The 22,210-nt window shown below is 34.1% G+C and carries 20 protein-coding genes and 3 tRNA genes; 14 read left to right on the plus strand and 9 right to left on the minus strand.

From position 1 onward, the window contains the following. The first annotated feature begins 53 nt into the window (after positions 1 to 53). Positions 54 to 2,003 (plus strand): LTA synthase family protein, encoded by a 1,950-nt coding sequence (locus EV697_RS00750; protein ID WP_132021561.1) that lies wholly within the window; start codon positions 54 to 56, stop codon positions 2,001 to 2,003. A gap of 52 nt (positions 2,004 to 2,055) precedes the next feature. On the opposite strand, the gene EV697_RS00755 is transcribed toward EV697_RS00750, so the two are convergent. Both EV697_RS00755 and rsuA read right to left on the minus strand, forming a co-directional pair. Beyond that, positions 2,056 to 2,286 (minus strand): zinc ribbon domain-containing protein, encoded by a 231-nt coding sequence (locus tag EV697_RS00755; RefSeq protein WP_132021563.1) that lies wholly within the window; start codon positions 2,284 to 2,286, stop codon positions 2,056 to 2,058. 26 nt (positions 2,287 to 2,312) lie between these two features. Continuing rightward, positions 2,313 to 3,014 (minus strand): 16S rRNA pseudouridine(516) synthase RsuA, encoded by a 702-nt coding sequence (rsuA, locus tag EV697_RS00760; RefSeq protein WP_132021565.1) that lies wholly within the window; start codon positions 3,012 to 3,014, stop codon positions 2,313 to 2,315. A gap of 208 nt (positions 3,015 to 3,222) precedes the next feature. Between rsuA and EV697_RS00765 the strand changes: the two genes are divergently transcribed. The 3 genes from EV697_RS00765 to EV697_RS00775 all read left to right on the plus strand — a co-directional run bounded on the left by EV697_RS00765 (position 3,223) and on the right by EV697_RS00775 (position 7,445). Then, positions 3,223 to 5,487 (plus strand): NADP-dependent malic enzyme, encoded by a 2,265-nt coding sequence (locus EV697_RS00765; RefSeq protein ID WP_132021567.1) that lies wholly within the window; start codon positions 3,223 to 3,225, stop codon positions 5,485 to 5,487. Positions 5,488 to 5,643: 156 nt separating this feature from the next. Then, positions 5,644 to 6,285, plus strand: coding sequence for a Fe-Mn family superoxide dismutase (locus EV697_RS00770; RefSeq protein ID WP_132021569.1), 642 nt, complete (start codon positions 5,644 to 5,646; stop codon positions 6,283 to 6,285). 182 nt (positions 6,286 to 6,467) lie between these two features. Then, positions 6,468 to 7,445, plus strand: a complete 978-nt coding sequence (locus tag EV697_RS00775) for a glutathione S-transferase family protein (RefSeq protein WP_132021571.1) — start codon at positions 6,468 to 6,470, stop codon at positions 7,443 to 7,445. 67 nt (positions 7,446 to 7,512) lie between these two features. Here the strand turns inward: EV697_RS00775 and EV697_RS00780 are convergent, their stop codons facing one another. Then, positions 7,513 to 8,862, minus strand: coding sequence for a GntP family permease (locus EV697_RS00780; RefSeq protein ID WP_132021573.1), 1,350 nt, complete (start codon positions 8,860 to 8,862; stop codon positions 7,513 to 7,515). Between the two features lie 181 nt (positions 8,863 to 9,043). Between EV697_RS00780 and EV697_RS00785 the strand changes: the two genes are divergently transcribed. Further along, positions 9,044 to 9,559 (plus strand): gluconokinase, encoded by a 516-nt coding sequence (locus EV697_RS00785; RefSeq protein WP_132021575.1) that lies wholly within the window; start codon positions 9,044 to 9,046, stop codon positions 9,557 to 9,559. Here EV697_RS00785 and gntR read toward each other — a convergent pair. The 3 genes from gntR to deoC all read right to left on the minus strand — a co-directional run bounded on the left by gntR (position 9,556) and on the right by deoC (position 12,093). Continuing rightward, positions 9,556 to 10,560 carry a gluconate operon transcriptional repressor GntR gene (gntR, locus tag EV697_RS00790; protein WP_132021577.1) on the minus strand — a complete coding sequence of 335 codons (1,005 nt, stop codon included), beginning with the start codon at positions 10,558 to 10,560 and terminating at the stop codon, positions 9,556 to 9,558. The genes EV697_RS00785 and gntR overlap by 4 nt on opposite strands. 84 nt (positions 10,561 to 10,644) lie before the next feature. Further along, positions 10,645 to 11,397: a DNA-binding transcriptional repressor DeoR gene (gene deoR / locus EV697_RS00795; RefSeq protein ID WP_132021579.1), complete on the minus strand. Its 753-nt coding sequence runs from the start codon at positions 11,395 to 11,397 to the stop codon at positions 10,645 to 10,647. A 24-nt stretch (positions 11,398 to 11,421) separates the two neighbouring features. After that, positions 11,422 to 12,093 carry a deoxyribose-phosphate aldolase gene (deoC, locus tag EV697_RS00800; RefSeq protein WP_132021581.1) on the minus strand — a complete coding sequence of 224 codons (672 nt, stop codon included), beginning with the start codon at positions 12,091 to 12,093 and terminating at the stop codon, positions 11,422 to 11,424. 360 nt (positions 12,094 to 12,453) lie between these two features. On the opposite strand from deoC, the gene EV697_RS00805 reads away from it, so the two are divergent. The 5 genes from EV697_RS00805 (at position 12,454) to EV697_RS00825 (ending at position 18,153) form a co-directional block, all read left to right on the plus strand. Further along, positions 12,454 to 14,055: an ABC transporter substrate-binding protein gene (locus tag EV697_RS00805; protein WP_132021583.1), complete on the plus strand. Its 1,602-nt coding sequence runs from the start codon at positions 12,454 to 12,456 to the stop codon at positions 14,053 to 14,055. Positions 14,056 to 14,201: 146 nt separating this feature from the next. Continuing rightward, positions 14,202 to 15,206 (plus strand): ABC transporter permease subunit, encoded by a 1,005-nt coding sequence (locus tag EV697_RS00810; RefSeq protein WP_132021585.1) that lies wholly within the window; start codon positions 14,202 to 14,204, stop codon positions 15,204 to 15,206. A 21-nt stretch (positions 15,207 to 15,227) separates the two neighbouring features. Next, positions 15,228 to 16,115 (plus strand): ABC transporter permease subunit, encoded by an 888-nt coding sequence (locus EV697_RS00815; RefSeq protein WP_132021587.1) that lies wholly within the window; start codon positions 15,228 to 15,230, stop codon positions 16,113 to 16,115. Positions 16,116 to 16,129: 14 nt separating this feature from the next. Continuing rightward, entirely contained in the window at positions 16,130 to 17,113 is a 984-nt protein-coding gene (gene dppD, locus EV697_RS00820; RefSeq protein ID WP_132021589.1) for a dipeptide ABC transporter ATP-binding protein, read from the plus strand. A gap of 62 nt (positions 17,114 to 17,175) precedes the next feature. Beyond that, positions 17,176 to 18,153 (plus strand): peptide ABC transporter ATP-binding protein, encoded by a 978-nt coding sequence (locus EV697_RS00825; RefSeq protein ID WP_132021591.1) that lies wholly within the window; start codon positions 17,176 to 17,178, stop codon positions 18,151 to 18,153. Between the two features lie 175 nt (positions 18,154 to 18,328). On the opposite strand, the gene EV697_RS00830 is transcribed toward EV697_RS00825, so the two are convergent. From EV697_RS00830 to EV697_RS00840, 3 genes are all read right to left on the minus strand, one after another. Continuing rightward, positions 18,329 to 18,415: transfer RNA gene (locus EV697_RS00830), tRNA-Leu, on the minus strand. Positions 18,416 to 18,439: 24 nt separating this feature from the next. Beyond that, a tRNA-Cys gene (locus EV697_RS00835) sits at positions 18,440 to 18,513 on the minus strand. 15 nt (positions 18,514 to 18,528) lie between these two features. Beyond that, positions 18,529 to 18,604, minus strand: a tRNA-Gly gene (locus EV697_RS00840). Positions 18,605 to 18,842: 238 nt separating this feature from the next. Between EV697_RS00840 and EV697_RS00845 the strand changes: the two genes are divergently transcribed. The 4 genes from EV697_RS00845 (at position 18,843) to hda (ending at position 22,207) form a co-directional block, all read left to right on the plus strand. After that, positions 18,843 to 19,352, plus strand: coding sequence for a chorismate lyase (locus EV697_RS00845; protein ID WP_132021593.1), 510 nt, complete (start codon positions 18,843 to 18,845; stop codon positions 19,350 to 19,352). A gap of 113 nt (positions 19,353 to 19,465) precedes the next feature. Next, on the plus strand, positions 19,466 to 20,092 hold the full coding sequence (gene upp / locus EV697_RS00850) for a uracil phosphoribosyltransferase (RefSeq protein WP_132021595.1): 627 nt from the start codon (positions 19,466 to 19,468) through the stop codon (positions 20,090 to 20,092). Between the two features lie 96 nt (positions 20,093 to 20,188). Then, positions 20,189 to 21,439 carry a nucleobase:cation symporter-2 family protein gene (locus EV697_RS00855; protein WP_132021597.1) on the plus strand — a complete coding sequence of 417 codons (1,251 nt, stop codon included), beginning with the start codon at positions 20,189 to 20,191 and terminating at the stop codon, positions 21,437 to 21,439. Between the two features lie 72 nt (positions 21,440 to 21,511). Beyond that, a complete protein-coding gene (gene hda / locus EV697_RS00860; protein ID WP_132021599.1) occupies positions 21,512 to 22,207 on the plus strand; it encodes a DnaA regulatory inactivator Hda in 696 nt (231 codons plus the stop codon). Positions 22,208 to 22,210 lie beyond the last annotated feature (3 nt).

Consider the following 22,210-nt stretch of genomic DNA (forward strand, 5'->3'; position numbering starts at 1 on the left):
TGAGGATTTTTATATAATACCACTCTCTATTTCCTTGTTGTAAAGGTAAAAAAATGTCTAGTTTAAAAAAATGGTTTGGACCCATTTATCCAATAATTATTTTCTTTTTACTTAATTTAGTTATTTTATCTGTATTTCGTTTCGGATTGTCTATTTGGCAGTCTGAGAGAATTAATGCAGTAGATGGCTGGATACCTTTGTTTTTACAAGGGATCCGAATTGATGTTTCAAGTTTATGTTGGCTATTTTCACTACCGATAATTCTTTCTTGCTTGTTTACAAGTGAGAATGGGGTTGGAAAGCTAGTTAATTTTGTTGTTAAAATTTGGCTAGTGTTAGGGAGTACTTTTGTTGTTTTTATGGAGTTATCTACTCCAGCATTCATTGAAACCTATGATTTCAGACCTAACCGTTTATTTGTTGAATATTTGCTTTATCCAAAAGAAGTATTTACTATGCTTGCCACTGGGCATTTATTTGCAGTGATATCCAGCGCTATCTTAACGGTAATTTCTGTTATTATTTTTTGGAAAATAGCGAATCGAGTTACCAAAAATCTCTCTTATCCTAGATGGTATTTTAGACCGTTCTTATTTATTTTTGTGGTAGCGATAACTTTTTTAGGGGCAAGATCAAGTTTGCAACATCGTGGTATTAATCCCGCAATGGTGGCATTTTCTTCTGATCCTTTAGTTAATTCATTAGTATTAAATTCTGGTTATTCTGTGCTATTTGCCGTTCAACAAATGGCAGATGAAGCTAACGCCTCAAAACTTTACGGAAAAATGCCAATAGAAGAAGTTATTACAACATTAAGAAATGTGAGAGGGCGTCCTGATACGGATTATATTTCCGAAACATTACCGACTTTAACGAAAAACCAAGCTACCTATCAGGGTAAGCCAAAAAACTTAGTTATTATTTTAGAAGAAAGTCTAGGGGCACAATTTATTGGCGCATTAGGCGATAATCGAGGTTTATCGCCAGAATTTGACAAGCTCGCATCTCAAGGTTGGTTATTTGATAATTTATATGCCACAGGTACGCGTTCAGTGAGAGGTATTGAAGCTGTTACAGCAGGCTTTACCCCGACACCAGCACGATCCGTTGTAAAACTGACAGGTAGTCAAAATGGCTTTTTTACGATTGCTGAAATGTTGACTAAACGAGGTTACCATACTTCCTTTATTTATGGGGGAGAAAAACATTTTGATAATATGGCGAGTTTCTTCTATGGAAATGGTTTTCAACATATAGTCGATCAAAATGATTATGATAATCCTAAGTTTGTTGGAACTTGGGGAGCAAGTGATGAAGATTTATTTGATAAAGCCAATGCCACATTTACTGAATTAAATAAACAAGGTAAGCCATTTTTTAGCTTAGTGTTTAGTTCTAGTAATCACGATCCTTTTGAATTTCCAGAAGGACGGATTAAACTTTATGAACAACCACAAGCTACCCGCAATAATGCAGCAAAATATGCTGACTATTCAATTGGCTACTTTTTTGATTTAGCAAAAAAATCAGATTATTGGAAAGATACGGTCTTTTTAATTATTGCTGATCATGATTCAAGAGCTTATGGTGATTCAATCGTCCCAATCAAAAATTTCCATATTCCCGCATTAATTGTAGGAGAGGGGATTGCACCTAAACGTGATAATCGCCTAGTGAGCCAAATTGATATGCCAACAACATTACTTTCATTAATCGGCATTAGCGGTAATTATCCTATGCTTGGTTATGATTTGACGAAACCAGAAGACCCTAACCGTGCTTTAATGCAATTTGATAAAACTTTAGCATATATGCGTGGCAATCAAGTAGCGATTTTACAACAAAATAAACAAGCGGAAGGCTTTATTTATGATAAACCTACTGAAAAATTAATTTCAGCTGATATTCCTGAAATTATGAAAAAAGAAGCATTAGCTTACGCTTTATGGGGAAGTTATGCTTATAAGCATAAATTACATAAAATGGAAGAAAATTCCAAATAAAGAGTTTGTAGGATAATTTAGCCAAAAGTGCGGTAAAAAATACCGCACTTTTTTAGTTATTTAGCCAACCAGCGATAGCAATCACTAATGTAAATATAGCTAACCAAAAAAGATGAATCTTTACGCTTTTTCGATTTATTTCTTGATTATGAAGACGGCGTTCTTCTAATTTTTGTCGGTATATTTCTAAATCGCTTTCTTTAAATGAAAAACCACAGTTAGGACAGGCTTGTGCATTTTCACTCACTTTATGTCGACATTCTGGGCAACGTTGTAAAGCCATAAAAAATCCTTTTTATAAATTGTAGATTATAGTTTATTAAATGTATCAAGTTCTTGTTGCGTTAAATGGCGAAATTCCCCTTCTTGTAGGTTGTCATCAAGCACTATATTTCCTATCCTCCAACGGTGTAATCCAATAACCTTATTACCTAATGCAGCAAACATACGCTTAACTTGATGGTAACGACCTTCAGACAGCGTTAAATTTACATTGTAATCATCAATAATTTCCAATTTAGCTGGTTTCGTTAATTCTTTTTCTCCACGCAGTAGAATACCGTCATAGCAAGATTGTTGATAATAATCTTCAACAGGATCGGCTAAGCTAACCAAATACGTTTTTTCACAATGGTACTTGGGGGAAGTAATACGATGTGACCAATTACCGTCATCTGTCAATAAGATTAGTCCAGTTGTATCGGCATCTAATCGACCTGCACTATGGATTTTCCCCAGGAGTGGGTAATCAAAGAATTGATAAATGCTCGGATAATTATCATCAGTATGAGAGCATACATACCCTTGAGGTTTATAAAGCATAATGTATTGTCCTGCTTCATACCAACCTAATTGTTTACCATCACAGATAATTTCATCTTCGACAGTAACTTGTGTTGAACCTGATTTGATTATTTTTCCGTTCAGATTAATTAATCCTGAACGTAAAAATTTATTTGCTTGAGAGCGGGTTAAACCGAGGTTTTCGGCTAAATATTTATCTAATCTCATTATAGAATGCTTATTAATAATTTCAGTTTGATTTATTCTACCTGTTTTCTTAATAAAAAGAATAACCGAATAGGGATAATTTAATTTATATAGTAATAACATTTAATAAATAATGTGGATCTCATCACATTTTTTTATTGCATTTTCTCTATAATGCACTAATCTTAATTTAACATATTTGATACAATTAATTTTACAGGAGCATTTTATGGACGATCAATTACGTCAAGCCGCACTCGATTTTCACGAATATCCACGCCCAGGAAAAATTGAAGTTACCCCAACTAAATCTTTAGCTACACAACGTGATTTAGCATTAGCTTATTCACCGGGTGTTGCTGAGCCTTGTTTAGAAATTCAAGCCGATCCTTCTGCATCTTATCGCTATACTTCTCGAGGTAATTTAGTTGCAGTAATTTCTAATGGTACAGCAGTACTTGGATTAGGAAATATTGGTGCATTAGCTGGCAAACCCGTAATGGAAGGAAAAGGGGTACTTTTTAAGAAATTTGCGAATGTTGATGTATTTGATATTGAGGTTGATGAAAGGGATCCTGATAAATTAATTGATATTATTGCTGCACTTGAACCAACATTTGGTGGTATTAACCTTGAAGATATTAAAGCACCAGAATGTTTTTATATTGAAAATAAATTACGTGAACGAATGAATATTCCAGTTTTCCATGATGATCAACACGGAACAGCTATTATTTCCGCTGCGGCAGTAATTAATGGATTACGTATTGTTGGTAAAAAAATTGAAGACGTACGATTAGTCGCATCTGGTGCAGGTGCCGCTTCTATTGCTTGTTTGAATTTATTGGTTTCATTAGGTATGAAACGTGAAAACATCACCGTTTGCGATTCAAAAGGGGTTATTTTTAAAGGCCGTGATGATCGTATGGATGAAACTAAAAAGCTTTATGCTATTGATGATAATGGAACTAGAACTCTTGCCGATGCAATTCCTAATGCAGATATTTTCTTAGGGTGTTCTGCCGCAGGAGCATTAACACAAGAAATGGTTAAAACGATGGGACCTAGCCCATTAATTCTTGCTCTCGCAAATCCAGATCCAGAGATTTTACCGCCATTAGCAAAAGCAGTTCGTCCTGATGCAATTGTGTGTACTGGGCGTTCTGATTTCCCAAATCAAGTTAATAATGTGTTATGTTTCCCATTTATTTTCCGGGGTGCTTTAGATGTAAGTGCGACAGCTATTAATGAAGAAATGAAGTTAGCAGCAGTTTATGCTATCGCTGATTTGGCTTTAGCAGAACAGAGTGATGTCGTAACATCCGCTTATGGAGAAACAGGCGTTTCTTTTGGTCCTGATTATATTATTCCACGACCTTTTGATCCTCGTTTAATTGTTAAAATTGCTCCAGCCGTTGCTAAAGCAGCAATGGATAGTGGTGTTGCAACTCGTCCAATTGAAGATTTTGAAGCCTATAAAGAGCAGCTTACACAGTTTGTTTATAAAACAAATTTATTTATGAAGCCAGTGTTTGCTCAAGCAAAACAAGATAAAAAACGAGTTATTTTAACTGATGGTGAAGAAAATAAAGTTTTACAAGCCGTACAAGAAATTGCCGCATTAGGCATTGCTACTCCAATATTATTGGGTCGTACAAAGGTAATCCAAGAAAAAATTCAAAAATTAGGGTTGAAACTTGATATTGGTCCAGATCTTGAAATTATTGATATTGAACATAATCCATATTACGAAGAATGTTATCAGGCTTATTACAATAAATTAAAACGTCAAGGTGTGGCACTTGCTGGTGCTAAACGTAAAATGTTACATAATCCAACCGCACTTGGTTCGGTTTTATTAGAATTGGGTAAAGCGGATGCTATGTTGTGTGGATTAGTTGGACCATTTGGTTCTCATTTGACCGCAATTAAAGATATTATTGGTGTTAAAGAAGGACAAATTCCAGCAACCGTTAATGGTTTGGTGTTATCCAGTGGTAATTTATTTATTGCAGATACCTTTGTAAATAGTGATCCATCAGCAGAGGATTTAGCAAATATCGTATTGATGTCAGCAGAGGAAGTTCGTCGTTTTGGTATTGAGCCACAAGTTGCACTAATTTCTCATTCTAATTATGGTACATTAAATGAACCAAGTGCGGTCAAAATGCGTGAAGTTTTATCAATAGTACGTGAAAGAGCGCCAGATTTAATTATTGATGGTGAAATGCATTGTGATGTTGCTTTATCAGCAAATTTACGTAATGAAATTATGCCTGATAGCCCATTAAAAGGTGCGGCAAATTTACTAATTATGCCAAATATGGAAACTGCTCGTATTAGTTTGAATTTATTACAAGGTACGGCAACTCCAATTACAATTGGACCTATCTTGATGGGAATGGATAAGGCGGTACATATTTTAACATCCGCTTCATCTGTTCGTCGCATTATTAATATGGTTGCTGTTGCGGCAGTTAAAGCTCAAAATTAACTTTGTGAGTATGAATTAAGTGTAAATGAAATAGCCTATTTCTAGAAGAAGTAGGTTATTTTTTATTAAAAATAAAGTTTTAATGATCTTGATCAATTTTTTTGTTAAAATGAGAAAGATTACCCTAACAATTACTTTATATAAGGAAAAAATAATATGGCTTATACTTTACCTGAATTAGGTTATGCTTATGATGCATTAGAACCGCATTTTGATGCACAAACAATGGAAATTCACCATAGTAAACATCACCAAGCTTATGTGAATAATGCAAATGTTGCATTAGAAGGACTGACTGATTTTGCTGATTTATGTCCAGGACAAGTTGTACGTAAATTAGCTGATATACCAGCGGACAAATTAGCGGCGGTTCGTAATAATGTTGGTGGTCATGTTAATCACACGTTATTTTGGAAATGCTTGAAAAAAGATACCGTATTAAAAGGCGCGTTACAAGAAGCTATCGTTCGTGATTTTGGTTCAGTTGATGCATTTAAAGCAGAATTTGAAAAAGCAGCTGCTACTCGCTTTGGATCTGGATGGGCGTGGTTGATCGTCAATGATGGAAAGTTATCTGTTGTTTCAACAGCAAATCAAGAAAGCCCATTAATGGGTAAAGAGTTTGCTGGTTGTGAAGGTTTCCCATTACTTTGTTTAGATGTTTGGGAACACTCATACTATTTAAAATTTCAAAATCGCCGTCCAGATTATATTAAAGAATTCTGGAACGTTGTAAACTGGGATTATGTCGCAGAGCGTTTTGAAAAAGCACAAGATGATTGCTGTTGCTCTAAATAATTAATATTATTAGTAAGTTAATAAATAGCACCAAATATTAAAATATTTGGTGCTATTTTTTGTTAGTTGGTTATTGTTCTTAAAAAGAGAATAATTATTTCCTAAAACTATTGTTTATCATTCAGTTATAACCCGTTATTATAAAAAATAGGTTAAACAATAGAATATTATAGGGAGAGAAAATGGGATTATTAGTTGAAGGTAGATGGTATGATAAGTGGTATGATACAGATAAGACTGGAGGTCGTTTCCAACGTGATATTGCAAGATTTAGAAATTGGGTAACGGTAGATGGTAGTGCTGGACCAACAGGTATTGCTGGTTTTAAAGCAGAAGCTAATCGCTATCATCTATATGTGTCTTTAGCTTGTCCTTGGGCTCATCGTACTTTAATCTATCGTAAACTAAAAGGCTTAGAAGATATGATTTCTGTGTCTGTTGTAAACCCTTATATGGGAAGCAATGGTTGGACATTTGAAGAGGGGGAAGGCGTGATTGCTGATCCTATTTTCAATGCGAAATATATGTATGAAATTTATACGGCTGCAAAATCAGATTATAGTGGACGAGTAACTGTACCAGTACTTTGGGATAAAAAGACGCATACAATTGTAAGTAATGAGTCATCAGAAATTATTCGTATGTTTAATTCTGCTTTTGATAACATCGGTGCATTACCCGTTAATTTTTTACCAACTGAATTAATAAACGAAGTAGACGAACTTAATGCCTTTATTTATCCAACTATCAATAATGGTGTATATCGTTCTGGTTTTGCGACCACTCAAGAAGCCTATGAAGAATCTGTCGTTGAGTTATTTGCTGCTTTAGATAAAATTGAAGAGCGTTTAGCGACTCGTCGTTATTTAACAGGGGAGCAGATTACAGAAGCTGATTGGCGTTTATTTACCACATTAGTTCGCTTTGATCCTGTGTATGTAGGACATTTTAAATGTAATCTAAAACGTATTGTAGATTATCCAAATATTTGGGGGTATTTACGTGATCTTTATCAAGTTAATGGCGTTGCTGATACAGTAAATATGGATCATATTAAATCTCATTATTATCAAAGTCACGCTACAATTAATCCAACAGGTGTGGTGCCATTAGGACCTTATATTGATTTTATGACACCACATAATCGAGAGAAATTATAGGTTTCATAATTGATAAAAAGAGCGGTTGAATTTTAGAGAATATTAAATTCTGACCGCTCTAGCTTTGTTATAAAATAGCGCTACCAATTAAAGCAATAATAAATCCGACTACGCCGATTGATGTTTCTAATGCTGTCCATGTTTTTAAAGTCGTTTTTTCATCCATTTCTAAGAATCTGCTTACTAACCAGAATCCAGAATCATTTACATGAGAAAGAACGGTCGCTCCAGAAGCTATTGCGATGACAATAAAGCAAAGATCAAACTGGCTTAAATCCGTAGCATTTGCAACAGTAGGGGCTAAAAGAGCTGCGGTAGTTGTTAATGCTACAGTTGCAGAACCTTGTGCTACACGCAATGTCGTTGCAATTAGAAATGCAGCTACAATAATCGGCATTCCTGTATCTGACATCATATTTGATAATACATCACCAATACCACTTGCTCTTAGTACGCCACCAAACATACCGCCAGCACCAGTTACTAATATAATAGAACAAATTGGCCCTAAAGCATTATTACAAATTTTTTCTATCTGTTCGTAGCTTCTTGTATCTCGTAATAAGAGAATAGCAACTAATAATGTAATCAATAGAGCAATAGGTGTCTTACCGATTAAACGCAAACTTTGTACCCAAAGAGCAGAACCATCAATTACCTTTGTTACACTTAAAGTATTTAATCCTGTATCAAAGAGAATAAGAAAAACAGGAAGTAGTAATACAATAATTACCTTTTTAAAACTTGGTGGATTAAGTGTATTTTCATTCTCCATCACTTCCATACTAAGAAATGATTTTGGTAGCTCGACATAAATTCTTTTACTTATAAAATTACTAAAAAGATAAGTTCCGATATACCAAGTTGGAATTGCACAAATTAGTCCAACGATAACTAACAATCCCATATTAACACCAAGTAAATCACCTGATGCCACAGGACCTGGATGAGGGGGTAAGAATGCATGCATAACTGCAAATGCACCAGCAGAAGGCAAGGCATAACGTAATACTGAGCCACCAAACTGTTTTGCTACACTAAATATAATGGGGAGCATTACTACTAAGCCAGCATCAAAAAATATAGGAAAACCAAAAAGTAATGATGCTATTCCTAAGGCTAAAGGTGCTTTTTCTTTACCAAATTTATTAATAAGTGTATCAGCCAGAACTTTTGCACCACCAGTTATTTCAAGAATACCACCAATCATGGCTCCTAATCCAACTAATAGTGCCACTGATGCTAAAGTACTACCAAATCCACCTAATAAGGTTGGTAAGATTTTATCAATGGGAATACCTGTTGCTAGAGCGGTGAGTAAACTCACAATAATTAATGAAACAAAAGCGTGAACTTTAAATTTTATAATTAAAACTAGCAAAAAAATAATTGCGGCTATCATTGTAAATATAAGCATATTCTCTCCTTATTTGTTGTTACTGGTAACATATGAAATATCATTGATTATTTACTTTATTGCAATATATTTATCTTTTTTATGTGACGAACTTCAAAAAATATTTAAATTAGAGATGAAAAATTTTAAATATACGCTAAATTATTTTATATAAATAGTTATGGGTAACATTGGAGGAATAATGAAAAAAGGGAAAGTATTTATTTTTATGGGAGTATCTAGCACAGGAAAAACATCTATTGGTACCGAAGTAGCAAAACGATTAAAAATGAAGTTTATTGATGGAGATGATTTACATCCTAGAGCCAATATTTTAAAAATGAGTCAAGGAATACCTCTGAATGATGAAGATAGAGTACCTTGGTTAGAACGAATTAATGATGCTGCTTTTAGTTTAGAGCAAAAAAATGAAAATGGCATTATAGTGTGTTCAGCTTTGAAAAAAAGTTATCGGGATTTAATTCGTCAAGGTAATCAGAATATTTCTTTTATTTTTTTACATGGGGATTTTGATTTAGTATTGCAAAGAATGGAACTTCGTAAAGGACATTTTATGAAAGCCGATATGTTAAAAAGTCAGTTTGATACACTAGAGATACCACAAGAGAATGAATCAGATGTTATTTTTGTGGATATTAGTCGGTCTTTTGAGGATGTTATATATGATTGTGTTGAGAATATAGAAAAGCTACTTTAAATACTTTCACCTAAATGGATCTTATATCCCAAATTGATTATTGATGTTTTTGGTGTAGCTCCGTGAATTTGGTTTAGTAATTCTGTTGCGGATATTTTTCCTATCTCTAAACGAGGAGTTATCACTGAAGCTAGTTGTGGGGTAAGAGATTGTCCAACATCTAAGCCATGAAAACCAGCTATTGCAATTTGCTCTGGTACCAATATTCCTTGTCTTTGGCATTCGAATAAGGCACCTATTGCTAAGTCATCATTGGTACAAAAAATCCCGTCTATTTGAGGGTGTAATTGAAGTGCTTGGCGTAACTGTTTTGCGCCTAATGTAAAGGATGATGCTTCTTCTGTTGTTAGACTATATGGTGTTAAACCATATTTTAACATGGCTTGTTCATATCCTTGCATTTTAAGCTGAGTTCGTTTGTCCATTCGAGCTGAAAAATAAATAATATTTTTGTGGCCTTTATTTATCATTGTTTCAACTATTGATTCAGCTGCCGCTATATTATCGAAACCAATAGATTGATAAATACCAATATGATTACTTTCCATTATTTCAATTACAGGAATTTGAGCAATCTCTAACATTTTTAAGGTTTTTTCTGTATGTTCATTTTCAGATAGAATAAGACCGTCAACATTGTAAGAAAGTAATGATTCGATTCTTTGTTCTTCTTTCTCTTTACTATATCCATAATGTGCTAACATAGTTTGGTAGCCTTCATTATCAGTAACAAGTTCTATCCCTTTGATTACATCTGCAAATACTTGGTTAGTAAGGGAAGGAACTAAAACTCCGATTGCTTGACTTTTTGAGTTAGCAAGTATTTCAGGTGCTCTATTGGGGATATAACCAAACGTTTCTATTGCTACTGCAATTTTTTTTTGTGTTTCAAGTGCCACAGAATCAGGGTTTCGGAGATAGCGACTCACCGTCATTTTGGTAATACCTAGATGAGTGGCGATATCTTGCAATGTTGGGCGTTTATATTTGGTTTTAAGCATTAATTTCTTGTATGTTATAGCACTTGAAGTCTGATAATCGTTATTTCACCGCAAATTATATAGTAAAAGATATTTTTATTTAAGCTAATTCAATACGTTCGGTATTTCATTACCAAATTCTACTGGAAGGTTTTTATCACAAATAATCACATCAAAGCTATTGAGAGTATTAACATAGGCTTTATGAACAGTATTCATTTTTGTGGAATCAAATACTAAAATATTCTGACCGCTCTTTTTCATTGCTTTTTGTTTAATCATCGCTTCATTAAAGTCAAAACAGGTTACGCCTTTTTCGGGATCAATTCCTGCAGCTGAAATAAATGATTTTGTTGTACATATTGAATCTATGATAGAGTGGTTTTGTATTGGTGAGAAAAAAGAATTATTACGAGAATAGTTTCCTCCGCATAAAATTATTTCGCAATTAGAACGTTCTTGTAGCACCATAAAAGTATTAATAGAACAGCAAAGTGCGGTGAATTTTATTGTAGGATCAATTTGCGAGGCAATAAAAGGGATAGTCGAACCACAGTCGAAGAAAATAATATCATCTTCTTCAACTAAGGAGGCTGCAATTTTGCCAATGTGCATTTTTTCTGCAATATTTTTCGTTTCTTGTTCGAAAATAAGATAGTTATTTTTTTCTCTTAGATGAGGATCTCTAACAATGTATCCTCCTAATAAAACGATAGAGCCTTTGTGAGTATTTAAATCTCGACGTATAGTCATTTCTGATATATTCAAAATACTAGCGGCTTCTTTTAAATGAAGTTTATCCATTTTTTTTAGTAAAAAGTCTAATTTTTGAATACGAGATTGAATTTTTTTATCCATTACAAAGGCTCCTAATATTATTAATTAATATGTGCGACTAGTATCCTTCAATCCATTAATAATAGCAATCCCTGCACTTGCTCCGATACGAGTTGCTCCTGCTTTGATCATTGCTAAAGCTGTTTCTGTATCACGGATACCTCCCGATGCTTTAACGCCTAATGTTCCAACAGTTTTACGCATTAATGCTATATCTTCTATTGTTGCACCACCTTTATTAAAGCCTGTTGAGGTTTTGACAAATGCAACATTTAAGTCTTTACAGATTTTACAAGCTTTAACGATTTCTTCTTTAGTAAGCAAGCAAGTTTCTAAAATAACTTTTAGCGGAACACCATTACAAGCATTTAATACTTGTGCGATATCTTCTTTTACGGCTTGCCACTTTTCTGATTTTATCCAACCTACATTAATTACCATATCGACTTCTTGTGCGCCAGCATTAATTGCTTCTTTTGTTTCAAAGGCTTTAACCGCAGTTGAATTAGCTCCTAGAGGAAAACCTATTACTGTGCAAATTTTTACATCAGAATCTGCTAATATTTCTTTTGCTAGAGGAATATGGCAAGGATTGATACAAACAGAGAAAAAATGATGTTCTAGCGCCTCATTACATAGTCCAATAATATCTTTTTCTGTTTTTTCTGCGGTTAATGCGGTATGGTCAATAAATTTTGCAATTTCGATTGGTTTCATTTTCTTCTTCTCCTTAGTTAAATAATTATCTACCAATTAGTTTTTAATAATACTCTTTAAAATTATAAAAACAATGATCTTTGTCATTTTTTTAACATTTTTTGTTATTTAATTAACATTGTTATAGGTTAAATTATTTATTAGGTAGTTATCAACTATCTATTTTTTCTAAGATCAAGGTAAATATATTGGTTTAATTGTTGTAATATTTTCAACAAAATTATGCTAAAGAACGATTATTTAGGTTAAATTACTATAATAATGGATAAAAAAAAGTATTGCATAACATAAGTTTTTTTGATATTAGTAGAGGTGTATTGAATAATAACATTTTTATAACAATGATAACGGAGTGAAATAATGAAAAAACTAACACAACTTTCTTTAGTAGCATTGGCATTCGTTTCGACGGGTGCAATAGCTGCGCCTAAAACATTTGTTTATTGTATGGAAGCATCGCCTTCTTTCTTTAATCCTCAATTTGGAACGGATGGGGCAACACTAGACTCATCAGGTCGAACTATTTTTAATGGTTTAACTTCTTTTGAAAATGGTACGACAAACGTTCTTCCAGGACTTGCTGAAAAATGGGAAGTATCTGATGATGGGAAAACTTATGTATTCCATTTACGTAAAGGGGTAAAATTCCACAGTAATAAGGAATTTAAGCCAACTCGTGATTTTAATGCAGATGATGTACTGTTTTCATTTAATCGACAATTAGATGCAAATCATCCATATCATAAAGTGTCTGGCGGAAATTATGAATATTTTATTGGTATGGATATGCAAAATATCTTAGATAAAATAGAAAAACTAGATGATTACACCGTTAAAATTAGTTTAAAAGTACCTAATGCCCCTTTTTTAGCTAATTTAGCGATGGATTTTGCTTCAATTTTTTCTGCTGAGTATGCAGATAAAATGTTAAAAGCAGGTACACCAGAGAAAGTAGATAGCACACCAATTGGTACGGGGCCTTTTGAGTTTGTGTCTTACCAAAAAGATTCTACTGTACGTTTTAAAGCATTTAAAGATTATTGGCAAGGTAAATCAAAACTTGATCGTTTAGTTTTTTCTATTACACCTGATGCCTCAGTACGTTATGCTAAATTGGTGAAGGGGGAATGTCATGCGATGCCATATCCGAATCCTGCTGATCTTGATAAGTTAAAAAATGATCCACAAATTACTTTATTAACTAAACCTGGCTTAAATATTGGCTATCTAGCACTTAATGTTCAAAAAGCACCATTAGATAATGTTAAGGTTCGTCAGGCGTTAAGTTATGCCGTAAATAAAAAAGCAATCATTGATGCTGTATATCAAGGTTCAGGAGAAGTGGCCAAAAATCCAATTCCACCAACAATGTGGTCTTATAATGATGATATTCAAGATTATGAATATAATCCTGAAAAGGCAAAAGCACTATTAAAAGAAGCTGGATTTGAAAATGGTTTTGAAACTGATTTATGGGCAATGCCAGTTTCTCGTCCTTATAATCCTAATGCACGTCGTATGGCTGAGTTAATTCAACAAGATTGGGATAAAATTGGCGTTAAGGCAAAAATTGTGAGTTATGAATGGGGTGAATACCTTAAACGTATGCGTTCAGGTGATCATCAAACTGGTATGATGGGTTGGACAGGTGATAATGGTGATCCTGATAACTTCTTAAATACATTACTAAGCTGTGCCGCAGTTGAACAAGGATCTAACTATGCAAAATTCTGTAATAAAGAATTTAATGACTTAGTTACGAAAGCGACTCAAGAAGTCGATAAAACAAAACGTACAGAATTGTATAAGCAAGCTCAGGTTGTCTTCCATGAGCAAGCACCATGGATCAATATTGCTCATTCAACAACCTATTTTCCAGTTCGTAAAGAAGTGAAAGGTTATGTTGTCAGTCCATTTGGGTTACATGATTTTTACGCTGTTGATTTAGACGAAATAAAGTAATGTGATATATTTATGCCATATTTATGATTAAACATAAATATGGCATCTTTTATTATTAAATACTATTACTTATCCTATTAAGTTATTTGATTAAATAGCTTAATTAGGTTATATGTATTACTTAATTATTACAACAGAGATTTTCAATGTTTCAATTTATTCTTAAACGTATTTTGATGGTTATCCCTACTTTTTTGGCGATAACCTTAATTACTTTTGCTTTGGTACATTTAATTCCTGGTGATCCAATTGAAATTCGCATGGGAGAGCGAGGACTTTCTCCAGAACTTCATTTAGAGATGATACATCAATTAGGATTAGATTTACCTTTATATCAACAGTACCTTAATTATGTGGCGGGTGTATTTCAAGGTGATCTTGGTAATTCATTTCGTAATAATCAACCAGTATTGAAAGAATTTTTCACTCTTTTCCCTGCAACCGTTGAACTTGCATTTTTTGCTTTACTATGGTCTTTGGTACTAGGGATTGTACTTGGAGTGGTTGCGGCGGTAAAAAAAGATTCTTGGATATCGCATACGGTGACTTCGCTTTCTTTAACAGGATATTCTATGCCTATTTTTTGGTGGGGATTGATTTTAATCTTATATATTTCTACACCATTAGGATTACCCGCTTCAGGTAGATTACCTGCTGAGTATTGGATTGAAACAAATACTGGTTTTATGTTAATTGATACTTGGAATTCAGATGAGCATGGTGCTTTTTGGGCTGCAATTAAGTCGTTAGTTTTACCGGCTATTGTACTTGGAACGATTCCACTGGCGATCATTACGAGAATGACTCGTTCTTCTATGTTGGAAGTTCTGGGAGAAGATTATATTCGTACTGCTAAAGCAAAAGGATTAAGTACTACTCGAGTCGTTATTGTTCATGCATTACGTAATGCATTAATTCCTGTGGTAACAGTTGTGGGTTTAATTGTGGGACAACTATTATCGGGAGCAGTATTAACTGAAAATATTTTTTCATGGCCAGGAATTGGAAAATGGATTATTGATGCGATTAACTCTCGAGATTACCCTGTTTTACAAGGTTCGGTATTAATTATTTCAACTATTATTATTTTAGTAAATCTATTTGTTGATCTTATTTATGGTGTGGTTAATCCTCGTATTCGCCATCATTAATTTATTTTTGGAGTAATTATAATGTCTCATATAGAAAAATCTCCAGCACCTTTAACGCCTTTTCAAGAGTTTTGGTATTATTTTCGCCAAAATAAAGGTGCATTTGTTGGTTTAATTTTTATTGCTATTGTCTTTTTTGTTTCTGTTTTTGCAAGTGTTATAACACCTTTTGATCCTATTGTTCAAAATAGAAATGCATTATTATTACCTCCCGCTTTTTTTGAAGGGGGGGATTGGCAGTTTTTACTTGGTACGGATGATATTGGACGCGATATTCTTTCTCGTATTATTTATGGTGCCAGATTATCCGTTTTTATTGGTTTGTTAATTGTTTTAATGTCCTGTGTTCTCGGTGTTATTTTAGGATTGCTTGCTGGGTATTATGGTGGATTAATTGATATTTTCATTATGCGTTTTGTGGATATTATGTTGGCTATACCAAGTTTGTTATTAACTATTGGTGTGGTAACAATTTTAGGTCCATCTTTGGTTAATGCAGCGATAGCCATAGCTGTTGTTTCTATTCCTAGTTATGTAAGATTAACTCGAGCGTCTGTATTGAGTGAAAAAAATCGGGATTATGTTACGGCCTCAAGAGTTGCAGGTGCAAATGTTTGGCGATTAATGTTTATTGTTATTTTACCTAATTGTCTAGCGCCTTTAATTGTTCAAATGACAATGGGGATTTCAAATGCAATTTTAGAACTTGCTGCATTGGGTTTCTTAGGCATTGGTGCTCAACCTCCAACACCAGAATTAGGTACGATGTTAGCTGAGTCTAGAGGATTTATGCAATCAGCTAACTGGCTTGTGACAATACCAGGTGTTGCTATTTTATTGTTGGTGCTTGCATTTAATTTAATGGGTGATGGTTTACGTGATGCCCTTGATCCAAAACTTAAGCAGTAAGGGGGAGATGTTCTATGTCATTATTAGAGGTTAAGGAACTTTCAGTTCATTTTGGTGATAAAAAATCTCCATTTAAAGCGGTAGATCGAATCAGCTATAAAATTAATGAAGGGGAAGTTTTAGGTATTGTTGGCGAATCGGGATCGGGTAAATCAGTTAGTTCATTAGCAGTTATGGGATTAATTGATTTTCCAGGTAAGGTTATGGCAAGTGAGCTTCATTTTGATGGGAATGATTTGTTATCTCTTAAAGCCAAAGAAAAACAAAAAATTGTTGGCGCAGATATTGCAATGATTTTCCAAGATGCAATGACGAGTCTTAATCCAAGCTATACAGTAGGTTATCAAATAATGGAGGCCTTGAAAGCTCATCAAGGCGGTTCGAAATCAAGTCGTCGAGATCGAACGATTGAATTACTTGAGTTAGTAGGAATTCCAGATCCTGTTTCTCGTTTAGATGTTTATCCTCATCAATTATCAGGTGGAATGAGTCAGCGAGTGATGATTGCAATGGCGATTGCTTGTAATCCTAAACTACTTATTGCGGATGAACCCACAACAGCATTAGATGTTACTATTCAAGCTCAGATTATTGACTTATTGCTTGAGTTACAGCGTAAAGAAAATATGGCATTGATATTGATTACCCATGATCTTGCTCTTGTTGCTGAATCTGCTCATCGTATTATTGTTATGTATGCTGGACAAGTTGTGGAAGAAGGTGCTGCCGATGAAATTTTTAAAGCACCTCTGCATCCTTACACTCAGGCTCTATTAAATGCTTTACCTGAATTTGCAGAAGGAAAATCACGTTTGCAGTCATTACCTGGTGTCGTTCCTGGAAAATATGATAGACCAAAAGGTTGCTTATTGAATCCACGCTGTCCTTATGCCACAGAGTTATGTAAACAGAAAGAGCCTGAATTAAGAGAGTTAAATGAGCGAAAAGTTAAGTGTCATACGCCGTTAGATGCGATGGGATTGCCTTTGGGGCGTTAGATTTCTATACATTTTTCTATATAACGAGATAGTAAAGAAAAATGATTTAGCAGGAATAAAAAATGCAAAAAAATAATAATGCACCGCTTCTTAATGCGGTAGATTTAAAAAAATATTATCCAGTAAAAAAAGGAATATTTAGCAAACCGCAACTAGTAAAGGCTGTGGATGGGGTTTCTTTTACCTTAGAAACAGGAAAAACTCTTGCTGTTGTGGGAGAGTCTGGTTGTGGTAAGTCAACGTTAGGACGAATGCTTACTATGATTGAACGCCCAACAGAAGGTGATTTATTTTATAATGGGCAGAACTTTTTAGTAAATGATAAAGAGGTTGAAGCATTACGTCGACAAAAAATCCAAATTGTTTTTCAAAATCCTTATGCATCTTTAAATCCACGAAAGAAAGTAGGGGCAATCTTGGAAGAGCCTTTATTGATTAATACATCATTATCAGCTTCGGAACGTAAAGAAAAAGTGCTTGAAATGATGTCTAAAGTTGGCTTGAAGACAGAATTTTATGATCGCTATCCTCATATGTTTTCTGGAGGGCAACGACAACGTATTGCTATTGCTCGTGGTTTAATGCTTGATCCTGATATTGTGGTGGCTGATGAACCTGTTTCAGCACTTGATGTATCTGTACGTGCACAAGTGCTAAATCTAATGATGGATTTACAAGAAGAAATGGGGTTGTCTTATGTGTTTATTTCTCACGATTTATCTGTGGTAGAACATATCGCTGATGAAGTGATGGTAATGTATTTAGGACGTTGTGTGGAACAAGGTGAAACAAAAACTATTTTTAGTAATCCTCGTCATCCTTATACACAAGCCTTGCTTTCTGCGACACCAAGATTAGAAAAAGAACACCGTAGAGAGAGAATAAAACTAGTAGGAGAGTTGCCTAGTCCACTTAATCCGCCTAAAGGTTGCGCCTTCAATGCCCGTTGTCGTTTTGCTACCGAACGTTGTCAGCAAGAACGTCCAGAATTAAAAACCTATGAAGATGGCACTAAAATAGCTTGTTTTATTGTTGAATAAAGTGAGTATATTGATAAGTATCTGCACTATAATTTGTTAGAATGCTAGGATAACAATTGAGTGCAGATTTTTTTTGAATAATAAATGACCGCACTTTTAATGATTGATAAAGATTTTGGGTATAAAAAAAGTCGCTAATGCGACTATCTTTTATTTTGTATCATTATTTCAATGATGGTGCCCGAGGGCGGACTTGAACCGCCACGACTCGAAAGTCGAGGGATTTTAAATCCCTTGTGTCTACCGATTTCACCACTCGGGCAATATTTAATTTGCGGCTGCTTAATGGAGGCGTGTCCCGGAGTCGAACCGAGCTACATGGATTTGCAATCCAGTGCATAACCGCTTTGCTAACACGCCGTAGCATATACAAATTGGAGCGGGAAACGAGGCTCGAACTCGCGACCCCGACCTTGGCAAGGTCGTGCTCTACCAACTGAGCTATTCCCGCTTATTGCTGCAACATTTGCTGTCAGTGGCGAGCATTTTACTTGCTTATAAAAATCTGTCAATAATTGTTTTGTAAAAAATGTTTGTTTGCTGAAAAAAAGGTCAAGAAATGATTTTCTTATAATATTAATTGAACATATTTCCCAATCAGTAAAACCTTATCAGTGATTAGTATAGTAATATTCTTTTTTTATTTAATGTTATAATAATCCTTTCCTAGTTTCTAATTTTTAAATATTATGCCTCAAAAAGAAGAACTTTTATTATACAGATCTATTTTATCCACAGAAGATTGGCAAAATGAAAACTCTTTTATTTTGCCAAATATAAAAAGTTGGTTATTTGAAAAGGGATCACTTACTAAAAAATTGCAATGTATTTGTCAATATCTTGATATTGAGGTTATTTCCCAATCTTGGATAAATGAAGAAAATGAACTAAAAAGTACCGCACTTTTTCAATCAAGTTGGTTAAGAGAGGTAATTTTAAAAGGAAATGGAGAAAATTGGATTTTCGCTCAAACATATTTTTCTCATTCCATTATGGAAAAGTACGAAAAAGATATCACTGAATTAGGTGAGCGTCCTATCGGATTATGGATATTTCCTAAGAACCCAATAAGAATTAATTTAGAATGGTATCAAGATCCAAAAACATCTTTATACGCAAGGCGTTCATTGTTATTTTTAAATGGTGATTATATGGAAGTTCGAGAATTATTTTTAGATAAGTTTAAGTTTATTTATTGAAATTATTTTTTATTTTGTTCAACACCATATTTTTTCTATTAATTTTTCTGATTTTGATTTAAAATCTGACGATTTTATAAAATTTTGTGACATATAAAGTATAGGGGAAAATAATGAAAATTGTTGAAGTTAAACATCCGTTAGTTAAACATAAACTAGGGCTTATGAGAGTTGCAGATATTAGCACTAAAGACTTTCGTGAGTTGGCTACTGAAGTGGGTAGTCTTTTAACTTATGAAGCAACGTCCGATTTGGAAACTGAAAAAGTTATTTTAGACGGTTGGTGCGGACCAGTTGAGATTGATCGTATTAAAGGTAAGAAAGTAACGGTTGTCCCTATTTTAAGGGCTGGTTTAGGGATGATGGATGGTGTATTAGAGCACGTCCCAAGCGCAAGAATTAGTGTTGTTGGAATGTACCGAGATGAAGAAACATTAGAACCGATCCCTTATTTCCAAAAATTAGCAAGTGATTTAGAAGAACGTTTAGCGATAGTCGTGGATCCGATGTTGGCAACAGGTGGTTCAATGATTGCGACGATCGATTTATTAAAATCTAAGGGCTGTAAATATATAAAAGTGTTAGTATTGGTTGCCGCGCCAGAAGGATTAGCCGCTCTAGAAAAAGCACATCCTGATATTGAGCTATATACTGCTTCGATTGATGAGCGTTTAAATGAGAATGGTTATATTATACCAGGTCTTGGTGATGCTGGTGATAAGATTTTTGGAACAAAATAGTTCCAAATAGAAATGGTGATTGCACCATTTTTTCATTAGTCTATTTTTGTTATAGACTTTACATTTTAGTTAATTCAGACAGAGAGATGAAACTTAATGACAAATAACGATCAAAATATAGCACCAATAGAATCATCAAGTTCTATAAAGCAGGCATTTGTAGGTTTACAGATGTTATTCGTTGCTTTTGGTGCATTAGTATTAGTACCATTAATTACAGGGCTTGACTCAAATACCGCATTATTAACCGCTGGTATTGGGACATTATTATTCCAATTATGTACTGGAAGACAGGTTCCAATTTTTCTCGCCTCTTCTTTCGCATTTATTGCACCTATTCAGTACGGCGTAGCAACGTGGGGCATTCCTGCTACAATGGGTGGACTAGCAGGAGCGGGGTTAGTTTACTTTGCGTTGAGTACATTAGTTAAATTAAAAGGCTCACAAGCACTAGAACGAATATTTCCGCCAGTAGTTGTAGGTCCTGTAATTATTATTATAGGTATGGGATTAGCTCCTGTTGCGGTTAATATGGCAGTAGGAAAAGATAGTCCTTATAGTTATGATGATGCTGTATTGGTTTCGATGGTAACATTGGTTGTAACATTGGGTATTGCTGTTTTTGCAAAGGGTATTATGAAATTAATCCCAATTATGTTTGGTATTGCGACAGGTTATATTCTTTGCTTATTCTTAGGATTAATTGATTTTACTCCAGTAAGAGAAGCCGCTTGGTTTAGCCTACCTAAAATTACAACACCAGAATTTAAACTTGAAGCTATTTTATATTTATTACCAATCGCTATAGCACCGGCTGTAGAACATGTTGGTGGTATTATGGCAATTAGTTCTGTTACTGGTAAAGATTTCTTAAAAAAACCTGGATTACACCGCACTTTATTAGGCGATGGTGTTGCAACTTCCGCTGCTGCATTACTTGGTGGACCGCCAAATACGACTTATGCCGAAGTAACAGGGGCTGTAATGTTAACACGTAATTTCAATCCAAAGATTATGACATGGGCGGCAGTATGGGCGATTGCGATTTCTTTCTGCGGTAAAGTTGGTGCATTTTTATCTACCATTCCGACTATTGTAATGGGAGGAATTATGATGTTAGTATTTGGCTCTATTGCTGTTGTTGGAATGAGTACATTAATTCGAGGTAGAGTTGATGTAACAGAAGCACGTAATCTTTGTATTATTTCTGTGGTAATGACTTTTGGTATTGGTGGTATGTTCCTGAATTTTGGAGAAGTATCATTGAAAGGCATCAGTCTATGTGCTGTGGTAGCAATTATCTTAAATCTAATATTGCCAGCAGCTAAGAATAAAATAGAAGATTAAATTTATCTAGCAGATAGAGCTAATTTAGCTGTTCTCTATCTGCTTAAATAAAATACTTTAGGGTATCTAATATTGGCTGATCAATTATTACTTCCGATTCATCAGATTGATGATGATACATTAGAAAATTTCAATAGTGATAACAATTTATCATTATTAAGTTCTTTACAAAAAAATTTTGAAAAACAACAACAACAATTTTTTTATATTTGGGGAATTAAAAGTAGTGGAAAAACGCATCTACTTAAGGCTTGCTCTAACTATTTTTTTACACAACAACGTTCAGCTATCTACATACCCTTGCATAAATCTCATTATTTTTCCCCTGCTGTTTTAGATGGACTTGAAAACCAAGAATTAGTTTGCTTAGATAATCTTCAATCAGTTGTATCCAATTCAGAATGGGAGCTTGCTATCTTTGATTTATTCAATCGAATAAAAGAAAGTGGTAAAACTATTTTACTTATTAGTGCTAATCAATCACCATTAGCCATTGATATAAAACTACCAGATTTATCTTCTCGTTTATCTTGGGGAGAAATTTATCAGTTAATGCCATTAAATGAAAAGCAAAAAATAGAAGTGTTACAGCACAATGCGCGAGGAAAAGGTATTGAATTATCTGATGAAACAGCCAATTTTTTGTTTAAACGTCTAGATAGAGATTTAAATGAGTTACTAAAAACTTTAACATTACTTGATAAAGCTTCATTACAATCTCATCGAAAATTAACTATTCCTTTCGTAAAAGAAATTCTTCATTTGTAATAT

The sequence above is a fragment of the Bisgaardia hudsonensis genome (genome assembly GCF_004345785.1).
Lineage (GTDB): Bacteria > Pseudomonadota > Gammaproteobacteria > Enterobacterales > Pasteurellaceae > Bisgaardia > Bisgaardia hudsonensis.